At 63.0% G+C, this 11525-nt stretch carries 15 protein-coding genes; 5 read left to right on the top strand and 10 right to left on the bottom strand.

Features of this window, described 5'->3' with window-relative positions; translation table 11 throughout:
* From BM252_RS24385 to BM252_RS30470, 3 genes are all read right to left on the bottom strand, one after another.
* Nucleotides 1-265: transposase (locus BM252_RS24385; protein ID WP_174900664.1), on the bottom strand; the 265-nt coding region annotated here is incomplete at its 3' end.
* Nucleotides 266-367: 102 nt separating this feature from the next.
* Nucleotides 368-1075, bottom strand: a complete 708-nt coding sequence (locus BM252_RS24380) for a hypothetical protein (RefSeq protein WP_139236733.1) — start codon at nucleotides 1073-1075, stop codon at nucleotides 368-370.
* Nucleotides 1076-1143: 68 nt separating this feature from the next.
* The gene (locus BM252_RS30470) at nucleotides 1144-1746 is read right to left on the bottom strand and encodes a hypothetical protein (protein WP_139236732.1); all 603 of its coding nucleotides are present in this window, start codon (nucleotides 1744-1746) and stop codon (nucleotides 1144-1146) included.
* Nucleotides 1747-1951: 205 nt separating this feature from the next.
* Here BM252_RS30470 and BM252_RS24375 point away from each other — a divergent pair, with 205 nt between their 5' ends.
* The 4 genes from BM252_RS24375 (at nucleotide 1952) to BM252_RS31215 (ending at nucleotide 4367) form a co-directional block, all read left to right on the top strand.
* Nucleotides 1952-2968 carry an IS30 family transposase gene (locus BM252_RS24375; RefSeq protein ID WP_093390270.1) on the top strand — a complete coding sequence of 339 codons (1017 nt, stop codon included), beginning with the start codon at nucleotides 1952-1954 and terminating at the stop codon, nucleotides 2966-2968.
* A gap of 94 nt (nucleotides 2969-3062) precedes the next feature.
* Nucleotides 3063-3482, top strand: coding sequence for a hypothetical protein (locus tag BM252_RS30465; RefSeq protein WP_139236731.1), 420 nt, complete (start codon nucleotides 3063-3065; stop codon nucleotides 3480-3482).
* Nucleotides 3472-4002, top strand: coding sequence for a hypothetical protein (locus BM252_RS30460; protein ID WP_139236730.1), 531 nt, complete (start codon nucleotides 3472-3474; stop codon nucleotides 4000-4002). The genes BM252_RS30465 and BM252_RS30460 overlap by 11 nt, the downstream gene beginning before the upstream one ends.
* 203 nt (nucleotides 4003-4205) lie before the next feature.
* The gene (locus BM252_RS31215; RefSeq protein WP_174900663.1) at nucleotides 4206-4367 is read left to right on the top strand and encodes a hypothetical protein; all 162 of its coding nucleotides are present in this window, start codon (nucleotides 4206-4208) and stop codon (nucleotides 4365-4367) included.
* Between the two features lie 257 nt (nucleotides 4368-4624).
* Here the strand turns inward: BM252_RS31215 and BM252_RS30455 are convergent, their stop codons facing one another.
* From BM252_RS30455 to BM252_RS31465, 7 genes are all read right to left on the bottom strand, one after another.
* Entirely contained in the window at nucleotides 4625-5278 is a 654-nt protein-coding gene (locus BM252_RS30455) for a hypothetical protein (protein WP_139236729.1), read from the bottom strand.
* Nucleotides 5279-5331: 53 nt separating this feature from the next.
* A complete protein-coding gene (locus BM252_RS24370; RefSeq protein WP_093390269.1) occupies nucleotides 5332-6174 on the bottom strand; it encodes a universal stress protein in 843 nt (280 codons plus the stop codon).
* Between the two features lie 18 nt (nucleotides 6175-6192).
* Complete coding sequence (locus tag BM252_RS24365; RefSeq protein WP_093390268.1) at nucleotides 6193-7374, bottom strand: GGDEF domain-containing protein; 1182 nt, start codon at nucleotides 7372-7374, stop codon at nucleotides 6193-6195.
* A 164-nt stretch (nucleotides 7375-7538) separates the two neighbouring features.
* Nucleotides 7539-7784, bottom strand: a complete 246-nt coding sequence (locus tag BM252_RS24360; RefSeq protein ID WP_093390267.1) for a helix-turn-helix domain-containing protein — start codon at nucleotides 7782-7784, stop codon at nucleotides 7539-7541.
* 55 nt (nucleotides 7785-7839) lie between these two features.
* Nucleotides 7840-8709 carry a GGDEF domain-containing protein gene (locus BM252_RS24355; protein ID WP_093390266.1) on the bottom strand — a complete coding sequence of 290 codons (870 nt, stop codon included), beginning with the start codon at nucleotides 8707-8709 and terminating at the stop codon, nucleotides 7840-7842.
* Between the two features lie 38 nt (nucleotides 8710-8747).
* Entirely contained in the window at nucleotides 8748-10394 is a 1647-nt protein-coding gene (locus tag BM252_RS24350) for a methyl-accepting chemotaxis protein (RefSeq protein ID WP_093390265.1), read from the bottom strand.
* A 31-nt stretch (nucleotides 10395-10425) separates the two neighbouring features.
* The gene (locus BM252_RS31465) at nucleotides 10426-10599 is read right to left on the bottom strand and encodes a hypothetical protein (protein ID WP_217429959.1); all 174 of its coding nucleotides are present in this window, start codon (nucleotides 10597-10599) and stop codon (nucleotides 10426-10428) included.
* A 247-nt stretch (nucleotides 10600-10846) separates the two neighbouring features.
* On the opposite strand from BM252_RS31465, the gene BM252_RS24345 reads away from it, so the two are divergent.
* Complete coding sequence (locus tag BM252_RS24345) at nucleotides 10847-11467, top strand: response regulator (protein WP_093390264.1); 621 nt, start codon at nucleotides 10847-10849, stop codon at nucleotides 11465-11467.
* Nucleotides 11468-11525 lie beyond the last annotated feature (58 nt).

The raw sequence follows: 11525 nt of genomic DNA, 5'->3' as shown, positions 1-11525 counted from the left end.
ACTTCGTCAACGGCAAGCGGCCATGTTCCATCACCGTTCCGGCACGCAGGCTGGTTTGATGCCGACAGGCGCCGCACTGCCAGTAGCGCAGTTCCCGCCGCTTGAATTCGTAAGCGGCGCCATGGCCGCAGCAAGGGCAGATGAATCCCTGTGGCCACCGCGCCTTGATGAACGCCGCCTCGCATTGCTCCTCGGTACCGTAATCGCGCAAGAACGCAGGCAGCGACAGTCCCTTCTGAAACTGAATCCCGTTGATCGTCATCATCACCCCCTTCAGTGGCTCTGCCATCCTGATAGGTTTGACTCAACTGGAGTGGCAAAGTTCTGACGAACGAACATAATCAGGTGGGGATGTGTGATCCTGCTCTCAGGTGTGTTTGAAACGCGCAAACATAGCCTTGTATATTTTAGCCTGCTCCTTGGCTGCTATGACTTCTGCCGCGTCCCTTTGTTCCTTGGTGAATTTTTGCTCATAGGTTGCTGCTTTTTCATCAAATGAACGATCCATGACGGATTGGGAAACCAAGGTCCACGCATACGCCTCTAATTTCTGTCCTTGATCCTCATATATGGCAGAAACCACTGTGGCGGCATGCGAATGCCCTTGCGCCACCGCTTCGATCATAAATTTCGTGGCGTGCTGACTAGGTGTCGCAGAGCGATCGTAGGCTGGGTCGTCTACCAACTCATCACTTTCTTTCCAGTATTGCTCACCAAGTTGCAACAGTGCGTATACATCGTTTTTGCTGGCGCGCTCGTTGAGTTCACGTAGTGACATCTTGAAGTACTCCGGCGGTGTCATGTAGTGGCTTTGCTCCATCCGGGCCTGCCTCGACTTAATACGCTGTTCCATTGATCTTGGCGGTGGGGGAGAGCCTGTGCCGAACGGCGACAGCAAATTGGCTTGTGTCATTTGTTTAGGAGCGGCGAGCGCGATCTGCGCATTTGGGATTGAGACCGCGACGCCAGCATGGTTGGAGGCGCGGTCGATATCGCTCGTACGGCCTGACCAAACGTAATATGAGAACAAAGTGAGCGCTGCGACTGCGGCGGCGGCTGAATAGAAATTTTTCATGGTCTTAATGTTTCCAGTATAATAATGTGGCGTCTCCAACCTCGAAGGCGCCATCTATACACGTCGACTTAGCGGCAAGCCCCTGGAGTGAAACCAGATGCGCGTGCCAGTGCAGCGGCCTCGCCAGGAGAGCAAGCTGGGATTGGAATCGTGTATTGGAAAGGCGTACCGGCATTCACACAGGCCGGGTAGAGGTTGACTTGTTGACCCCCGGGGCAAGAACCTGTTCCTGTGCCATCTGTATAGTTTGGATCGCCTACTTGTTGCCAAGCGACTTCACGAGTCGGCTTAAGAAAAGCTTGCAAACCGCCGTTCCAAAGCAAGTCCAGTTGCCAGGCATCGAGTGGCTTGACCCCTTTATTAATCGTCCAAACAGCATTTTGGGCTTGCTCGGCACCACGATACAGAACAAAGTTCGCATCGTATTGCATTAGCGCCGAGGTGCCAATAGCGCCGGCATTCCAGAATGAATATTGACCAGCTCTCCAATTTGCCAGCCAGCCGTCGGGTTGTAGCGCCAGTTCATACTTGGCATTCCCAGACCGGATTATATCGCCCGGCAGTAATCGCGATCCTCCAGGCATGGTTTGTATCCAGATGGTGCCCGCCAGGGCGTCCGATATGCCCCCGATCGCAACCAGGGCGATAGCTAAAAATTTCAAACTTTTCATTTACGTCCCAAAGAGTTGTAGGGAACTTAATTGTAAATCAGTAAACGTTGCATTTTCTATCCAATTGTCACTGCTAGAATATTGCAGATATTGTTGACTTCTCTAGATACATACGTTAACGTCGAAGCCACACACTCACCGCGTGTCGTAATGCAGGGCGTTCTCAAGAACCAAGTGCAACACCTACTTGCTGTAAGGTGCTGCCATGCCGAGAAACTATATTCATCTGACCCCACAAGACCGTGCGGTCGTCATGCTCATGCGCGACGACCAGTGCAGCATCCGTTCCATTGCTAAACGCCTTTGCCGTTCGGCGAGCACGATCAGCCGCGAGCTCAAGCGCGCCGACGCGGCCGGCGTGTATGATGCGAACCAAGCCCAGATGAAGGCGCTGGCGCAGCGCGTCAAGCCGCGCAAGGTGCCCAAGCTACATGTTCACAGCATGATGTTCATTGTTGTGCGCCATCTCCTCAACTTACGCTGGTCGCCCCAGCAGATTGCCGGCACGCTCAAAGCCATGTGGCCCAACGATTCCAACGAGACCGTCTCGCACGAGACCATCTACAACGCCATCTACCTGCATCCGCGCGGCGAACTGAAGCGCGAACTGATTGCCTGCCTGCGCCATCATAATCAGGTACGCAAACCGCGCAGCCAGGGCGCGGATCGTCGCAATCAAATTCAGGACATGCAGAGCATCCATATCAGGCCGCCCGAGGTCGAGGACCGCCTTATTCCGGGCCACTGGGAGGGCGACCTGATCAAGGGTGCCGGCAACCGCTCATCGGTCGGCACGCTGGTCGAACGCTCGACCGGTTTTGTGGTGCTGGCCAAGATGGACAACGCCACGACCAAGGCCGTCGTCGATAGCTTCGCCGTCGTACTCAACCGCGAACCGGCCGCCATGCGCAAGACCATGACCTACGATCAGGGGCGCGAGATGCACGGCCATAAAACGCTCACCGAACGCACCGGCGTGCAGATCTACTTCGCCGATCCGCACAGCCCTTGGCAGCGTGGTTCCAATGAGAACACTAACGGCTTGCTGCGCCAGTACATGCCCAAGGGATCGGACCTGTCGATCTACTCCCAGGACGAACTCGATGCCATTGCTCTTGAACTCAACCAGCGCCCGCGCGCCCGATTTGGCTTCCAATCGCCACTGGCCGTTTATACTGCCCATATGACCCGATTAAGTAATCCGAACATCGCTGTTCATTAACCCAGTGTTGTGGTTGGTTCTTGAAACCGCCGTTTGATGGTTTCAAAACCGTTTGCCTATGAACGGACTATAATTTCTTTGAAGGAGTTGCTATATGCAAGTGTTGACTGAGGAGGGGGCATGGGACGATCTTACAACTTCTATTTCAGAAGCCAGGCCCCTCGTTACTGAATTTGAGATGCTAATCCGAACACTTGAACAGCAGGGACGCTCGGTTCGGCTGGCATGTGCTGCTCTAAGTATGTTGCTTCTAGTCGCAACGGTGCTCTTTCTATCTCCTATATTTTATGGGGATGGAGTTCGAGATTCTGTTTTTCCATTACTGATTGTCATAACTTTCGGTGTGGTTGCGTTAGCTATGGCTCGCTTTCGATTGGTGAACTACGCCGAAAATGCAAAAATTGCAAAACGTGCATTGGAGAGCGAACTCCGCGAGGCTGAGTTTGTAGTTGATGAAACGTATCAGCGAAAGTCTGAATATCCCACGTCGACATGGGGTAATCATGCCACGTGATCCAGCCACAGCTTCGAAGCGACTTGGGCAGACTCTGCAAGAATCTAAGAAATTATTTAACCATCTTAGTGCTCAATCTCGTGCGGCATCGGCTAGCAATTCAAGTACTCTTTTTGGTATGCTCGGTGGTTTTGTAGGTGCTGGTGCAGCCTACACGATACCTTTTTATACCACCGCGACTTTTTTAGGCCTAGCACCTATCTTAACGGGGCTTGGCATTGTACTTGGTGTTATTGCATTTCGCGGCCCGAGTCGGTTTAAGCTTGAGTCCAAGTTGGAAATGCATCAGCGCTCGATCGAGGTTGTCCTTGAAGAGATTCGTAGGCTACCAAAAAATGCGCCGCAAGATGTACGCGATGAGGCATGGAATACATACAAACATCTGCTGTCGATTTCCCCTGTAGCGCAGAAGTATGCTGTTCCGCAAGCTCCATCGTCGCCAGCTCAACCACAGATTTCCAACTCTCCAGCAGCACCAAGCCCAGCTCAGCCTCAGGCTCCTGATCCTCTTGATGATTGACTGCGTCCAGTGTTGCGCTTGGTATTTGAAACCGCCCAGGCTTCGAGCCTCACCGCTAGCAGTGATTCGAGGATAGCACCAATCAGTTGATGCTTTCGCTTGCGTGTAGCTCACCCCGCAGATAGCGCTGGAGCAAAAAATCGAAGCCCGCCCCGCAAGGATCGCGGGCTTTTCCTATTCCGGCGCCACTTCACGGGGCCGCCATGCCCCAGCCTACGATCCCCACCAAGCAACTGGTCCGCGACTACATCGACGAGCGCACGCGCTCCGACGACCCGCCGCCCGAGCGCGACGAGATCCGTCGGCAAATGGGCTGGTTCATGGTGCCCGAAAATCAGCGGCCCGACCGCGACGAACGAGATTAGGAAATTATGAAACTGCTCCCATGCCCGTTCTGCGAAGGCCCGCCGGTCCCGAGTGTGGTGCGCTCCCGCTACAAGGGCGGCGGCTGCTTCCCCGATTCTGAGCTTGCTGGCGATGATGGCCTCGACTTGAGCGCCCAGTCCCCGCAGCGAGGGATTGGGCCGTGTCAACCGGGGTACAACAAACGAAGGTTTCTTGTGGTCGCTTAAGCAAGGTAGGGATGCGGACCGGTGACGGCCCCGAATGCCGAAAAAATGTCCTATATTTGGAGATCAGCTATGCCTGCTGTGGCGAGAACAATTCGTCCAGTGGGATCGAGTCCCAAACCTAGCCCAACTAGCACCGGACTCAGGATCAGCTGGAAGACGGCTAGTCCGACTTCCCTAGCTTCCTCCGCATGTGGCCTCGTGCATGTTCCGCCGCCATGCAAAATACGATTTCGAAGCGTCTGATTCGCAATTACCTCGGCCAGAATATTTGCTTTCACACCGGCCCGACTGACGGTAGCTAACTGTACGCCAGCGATACTTAGAAAGAGCTTTGACAACAACTCCTTGTATCGTCCGATGGCAGTCTGAGTTCCTAGCATGTGATCAACGAGGACTTGAGCCAACCCCTCGTTGTGGACGAGCCCATGAACGACTGGGCGTAGTAGCGTCGCCTTCAACATTAGCTCGTAGCTGCCAGCTGAGAATACGACCGATGCCGTGAAACGACGTAACTCAAGAAGCTCTCGTCCTTCCTTCAGCATGCCCATGGCAGGCAGCATCACAGTGGGATGTGCTAGGTAGAACGATCTTAGCCGCTCAGCTGCAAATTCCTCTATCGCCTGTTGTTTGTGTTCTGGGTAAAGTTCGCGACTGATCTGTTCAAACATCTCGTCGCGCGCCGCATCTTGCCAATCGTTGGCCATTTTGCCTCCTCGTTCCTGCCTGATGGTGCGAACCGATTATCTAACTCTGTTGCCTAGTGCGCCATCAGCACCGGCACCGTCATGGTCGCCAGCACGGTGCGGGTGGCGCCGCCCAGCACCACCTCGCGCAGGCGGCTGTGGCCGTAGGCGCCCATGACGAGCAGGTCGCTGCCCAGATCGGCCGCCAGCGACAGCAGGGCGTTGCCGATGTCGAGCTCGGTGGCCTGCTGCGCCACCTCGACCGGCACGCCGTGGCGCGCCAGGTACAGCGCGATGTCGGCGCCGGGCTGTTCGCCGTGCACGCTGTAGGCCGCCGGCGGGTTGAACACCGCCAGCGTCACCTTGCGCGCGCGGCGCAGCAGCGGCAGCGCGCCGGTGATGGCGCGGGTCGCCTCCATGCTGCCGTCCCAGGCCACCAGCGCCTGTTCGCCGACCCGTTCGAAGCGGCCGGCGTAGGGCAGGACCAGCACCGGCCGGGCGCAGTGCAGCACGGCGTACTCGGGCAGCGCGGCGATCAGGTTGGGCGAGGCCTCGTCCGGGTCGGTCTGGCTGAGCACCAGCAGGTCGCTGTAGCGCGCCTGCAGCACCAGGCCGGCCTCGGTCTCGTCGTCGACCAGGCGCCGCTCGCAGGAGGCGATGCCGCGCCGGGCCGCCATGGCGTCGAAGCCGGCCAGCGCCGCCTCGGCGCGCTGGCGCAGGAAGGCCAGGTGGCCGGCCAGCGCCGGCGCGGCCGGCGCCGCCGCCGGGTTGTGCGGGTAGGCGAAGCGCGACAGGCCGGTCGGCGCGGCGCCCACCAGGTGGGCCTGGTGCTGCTGCGCCAGGTCGGCGGCGATGCGGCTGCGCTCGGCGTTGTGTGCCGACTGGTCGAGGTGGACGAGGATGGTCTTGTAGCTCATGTGGGCTCCCGGGGGGGGCTAGGTGGATTGGAGGACCGCGCCGGCGCCGGCGGCGGGTGGCGTGGCGGCGGCTTGTTTGGGCGGCTCGCCGGCCAGGCGCACGCAGTTGCGGCCGTCGTTCTTGGCGCGGTACATCGCCTCGTCGGCCGCCTTGAGCAGGGCCGGCCAGTCGGGGTGCTCGGGGCCGTACACGGCCACGCCGATGCTGACGGTGAAGCGCAGCGGCCCCTGCGGCGTGGCCATGCGCAGCGTGGCCAGGCTGGCGCGCAGGCGCTCGGCGCACAGCAGCGCCTCGGCCTGGTCGGTCTCGGGCAGCACGCAGACGAACTCCTCGCCGCCGAGGCGGCCGAAGTGGTCGATCTCGCGCAGCGCGCCCTGGCAGCAGCGCACCAGCTCCTGCAGCACGCGGTCGCCGGTGTCGTGGCCGTAGTTGTCGTTGACCAGCTTGAAGTGGTCGATGTCGAGCATGGCCACGGCCAGGCTGCGGCCGTGGCGCTGCGCCAGCGCCAGTTCGCGCTCGGCCACCTGCTCGAGGTAGAGGCGGTTGCAGGCGCCGGTCAGGCTGTCGTGGTGCGACATGTGCAGCAGTTGCTGTTCGAGCAGGAAGGCGCGCTGGTGGAAGCGGCGGAACAGCAGCATCACGCTGGCCGCCAGCAGCAGCGCGAACAGATACTGCACCAGGCAGGCGGCGAAGTCCTGCCAAGCCAGCTGCTGCGCCGCCAGCAGCACGAACAGCAGGGACGGCGCGGCAACGATGGCGAGGAAGCTGCGCAGGCGCAGCGTGACGACGGACATGGAGAACAGGCTGGCGGCGATCGCGCCCATGGCGTAGGGCAGGCCGGGACGCAGCAGCCAGGCGCAGACGATGATGGCGCCGGCGTGGCAGAAATAGATGACGGTGCAGCGCGTGGTCACGCCCCAGCCGAGCCGGTTGGGCCAATAGCCGGCGCCGGCCAGCAGCACGGCGGCGACGCGCACCAGTAGGGCGGTGCCGGCGCGCTGCGGGTCGAGCTGCCAGTCCCACAGCGAGAACAGCAGCACGACGAGGCCGAACAGCGGCGTCAGCAGCGGTAACAGTCTTTCGGCCTGTATGTCGTGCTGGGCCCGCATGGCGCGCTCGGCCTGGGGCGGCAGGTCGACCGGCGGCAGCAGCGCGGCCCGCGCCAGCGCCAAGGCGCGGCGGGCGCTCAGGTGGAACATGGCCGCTCCGGCGGGGAGGCGCGCGGCGCGGACGGGGCTGGCTGTCGGATCATCACGCACCTTTCATGGAACTATAAGATTCAGGATAGCAAGCATGGCGCGAAAAATATTTGATCTGCGTCAAGTTCGCCCCAGGCGCGCCGGCGCCGCTGCGCCGCCGCCGCTCAGGCTTGCCGTTCCATCATGTCCCTGAGGTCGGCGATGGGGATCTGGAAGTGCTCGTGCAGGCGCAGGATGATGTCGGCGCTGACGCCGAGCTTGCCGTGGCGGATCTTGCTGATGCGCGGCGGCGCCACCTGCAGGATGCGGCACAGGGCGGCGTCGTTCTTCAGGCCGTTGTTACCGATGATGGCGTCGAGCAACTGGTGCGGGTTGCGCGGCATGTGTTTGCGGATGTGGCTGGTTTTCATGCGACTTTCCTTTCCGTGGCGGTTGATGCTGGTTGTTGGTGGGGGGCTGCGGCGACTAGGCCTCGGCGGCGCGGCGTTCGGCTTGCAGGGCCAGCTCGGCGGCCGAGCGGCAGCGGCTGCTGGCGCCGATGCCGACGCTGCAGCTCATGCCGCCGAAGCCGGCGAAGAAGGACTGTTCTATGCCCTGTTGCAGCATGCGGGCGACATGGGCCGCCTGGCGCGCCGAGGTGCCCGGCAGCAGCAGGGCGAACGAGCAGTCGTCCCAGCGGGCCAGCACGTCGCTGCCGCGCAGGCGTTCGGTGGCGAAGCGGGCCAGGTCGGCCAGCACGGCGTCGCCGCTGGCGCGGCCGAACATGGCGTTGATGCGGCGCACATGCTCGAGGCGGAACACCACCAGGGCCAGCGGCGCGCTGAAGCGGCGGGCGCGGCCGAACATGTGCGCCAGCAGGCGTTCGCCCTCCTGGCGGCGGTAGCTGCCGGTGAGGGGATCGGTGACGGCGCCGCTGTCGATGCCGAGTTCGACGCCGGGCTCGATGCCATGGTCGGCGCGGCCGGCCGGCGCCGGCGCCAGTGCCAGTGCCAGTGCCAGTGCCGGGGCCGGGGCCGGGCCGGGCGGCGTGATGCCGTGCATGGCGCGGCAGGCGGCCAGGTCCGCCGAAGCGGCGAGCGGCGCCGGCGAGCGGCGCGGCTGGCGCTGCGTCGGGCCGTGTGCGCCCAGCGTGCGCAGCGTCAGGGTGGTGGCGGTGGCGCCCAGCATGGCCAGCAGCGCCATGCGGTGCCAAGGGCTCAATTGCGGCAGGTAGAGCATGGCCAGGACCAGGCCGGCGACGGCGCCGAACAGCAGTGTCTGCCGCAGGCCCTCGTGGCCGCTCAGGCGGTTCCAGGCACTGTCGCCGAGGCGGCGTTGGGGCTGTCGAGGGTTCATGGCGGACTCCGGTTCGGGTGGACGGGGTGGGAAGGGGCTTAGGCGGCCAAGGCCAGCAGGGTGGGCGTGCCGGCGGCGCGGCGGCGGCGCGGCGCCGCTGACGACAGCGGGGCCGGCGCTACCGGCGCCGCCGCTTCGCCGGCGTGCAGGCGGAACACGCCGACCGTCTCGCTCAGCTCGTCGGCCTGCTGGCGCATGGCGGCGGTGGCGGCGGCGGCCTCCTCGACCAGGGCGGCGTTCTGCTGGGTCACCTGGTCCATCTGCGTGATGGCCTCGTTGATCTGCTCGATGCCGGCGCTCTGCTCGCGGGTGGCGGCGAGGATCTCGGCCATCACCTCGGTGACCCGGCCGATGTCGGCGGCGATGGCCTGCATGCCGCTGCCGGCCCGCTCGACCAGGCTGCCGCCGGCGTCGACCTGCGCGCTCGAGGTGTCGATCAGGCTCTTGATGTCCTTGGCGGCGGCGGCGCTGCGCTGGGCCAGGTTGCGCACCTCGGTGGCGACCACGGCGAAGCCGCGGCCCTGTTCGCCGGCGCGGGCCGCCTCGACGGCGGCGTTCAGCGCCAGGATGTTGGTCTGGAAGGCGATGCTGTCGATCACGCCGATGATGTCGGCGATCTTGCGCGAGGACTGGTTGATCGCGCCCATCGTGGCGACCACCTGGCCGACCATCTCGCCGCCCTGGCGCGCCGCCTCGCTGGCGGCCAGCGCCAGGCTGTTGGCCTGGCGGGCGTTGCCGGCGTTCTGCCGCACGGTGGCGGTCAGTTGCTCCATCGACGAGGCGGTCTCCTCCAGCGCGCCGGCCTGCTGCTCGGTGCGGACCGACAGGTCGAGGTTGCCGGCGGCGATCTGGCCGGCGGCGCTGGCGATGGTCTCGGTGCCGCCGCGGACCTGCCCGACGATGCCGTGCAGCTTGACGTTCATGTCCTGCAGCGCCTGCAGCAGCTGGCCGGTCTCGTCGCGCGAATCGACCACGATGGTGCCGCTCAGGTCGCCGGCGGCGACCCGTTGCGCCGCCGCCACGGCGCGCGCCAGCGGCCGGGTGATGCTGCGCGTGGCCAGCACGGCCAGCACGGCGCCGACCAGCAGGGCGGCCAGGGTCAGGCCGATCAGCAGCGCCTCGGTGGTGGCGGCGGCGGCGGTCGACTCCTTGCCGCTGGCCTCCATCAGGGCCGATTGCAGGGCGATCAGCTGGTCGAGCGCGGCGAAGTATTTCATTTGGGCGGGGCGGACGCGCTCGAGCAGCAGTTGTTGCGCCGCCGCCTTGTCGCTGGCCTCGACCAGCCGCAGGAACTCGCCGCGCTGGGCGATGAAGTCGCCGCGCTGGACTTGGATCGTGGCCATGATGGCGCGGCCCTGCGGCAACACGATCGCCTTGTCCAGCGAGATGATGCTGCGGGCGACGACGGCGCTGCTCTCGGCCATGTTGGCCGCCTCGGCGGCGAGCTGCTCGGGGGCGCTCATCAAGAGCATGTTGCGCATATTGCGCGCCGTCTCGTTGAGCTCGTCCTTGATGGTGTGGGCCAGCACGATTTTCGGATAGCGGTCCTGGTTGGTCCGCACGATATCGTCGTCGAGCTGTTGCAGCTTGACGTAGGACAGGGCGGCGCTCAGCGCCAGCATCAGCAGGATCAGGGCGAAGCTCAGGCCGAGTCTTTGGCCGATTGTTAGGTTGCGCAGGTTCATAGTGTTCTTTTGGGGTAGGGTGGGCGGGCGCTTAGGCGGCCAGCAGTTGGGCTGGAATGATGCAGTCGCCGTCGCCGCGCAGCTCCTGCACCAGGCAGATGTCGACGGTGTACTCCTCGCCGCCCAGGCCGAACACCGGCGCCTCGCGCTTGGCGCCGGAATGGAGCGGGTGGATGGTGGCCTGGCTGTGGTGGTTCGCTTGCATGTCGACTCATGGAGGGGGGGAGGTGAACCGAATTCACCGCTTTTTGCTGCTATTCGCATTTCCTGCTGGCGCCGCCACCGTTTTCCGCTATACCGCCCCCCGTTTCGGCGGCATAATGCGCTTGAGGGGGACGCGCTGCGGCGGAGGAACCTGTGTTCACGGAATTGATTATATTGATTTTTGAACTTATTTGTTGAATTTGGGTAATTTATTTTTTCTATTTGTGGAATTTGAGACTGATATCGCGATGAAGAGCAAGGAAACCACGCCCGACGAGGTGTGCACGACCCAGCAGGCGGCCGAGATCCTCGGTATTTCCGTATCCTCGGTGCAACAATTGGTCGAGGCAGGCGTGATCGAGGCGTGGAAGACCAAGGGCGGGCACCGGCGCATTCCGCGCCAGGCCGTGCTGGACTACAAGACCGCGCCGCAGGGCGGGGCGGTGGCCGGCGCCGGCCGGGCCGCCGCCGTCGGCGGCCCGGCCAGCGTGCTGGTGATCGAGGACAACCCGATGCAGCGCGCCATCTACGAGCGCCAGATCGCCGCCTGGCAACTGCCCGTCAGCCTGTCGTTCTGCGAGAACGGCTACCAGGCGCTGCTCGAGATCGCCCGCCGCCAGCCCGACATCCTGCTGGCCGACATCATGATGGACGGCATCGACGGCTACGAGGTGGTCAGGACCATCCTGGGCGACCAGCACCTGGCGATCCCGCACATCGCCATGTTGTCGAGCATGTCCGAGCAGGACCTGGCGGCGCGCGGCGGCGTGCCGGCCGGCGTGGTGTTCTTCGCCAAGCCGGTCAACTACGACGAGTTGCGCGGCTATCTGCGCGGCTGCTGCGCGCAGCGGGCGCGGCAGGGGCGCTGAGCTGCGCCGGTCTCGGTGCAACGAATTGAATATATCGAATTAAACGAATTTGACAAAT

Origin of the sequence: Rugamonas rubra, assembly GCF_900114705.1 — a bacterium.
GTDB classification, from domain to species: domain Bacteria; phylum Pseudomonadota; class Gammaproteobacteria; order Burkholderiales; family Burkholderiaceae_D; genus Rugamonas; species Rugamonas rubra.
Note: the sequence above shows the minus strand (reverse complement) of the source record. Positions and strands in the feature narration are given on the sequence as shown.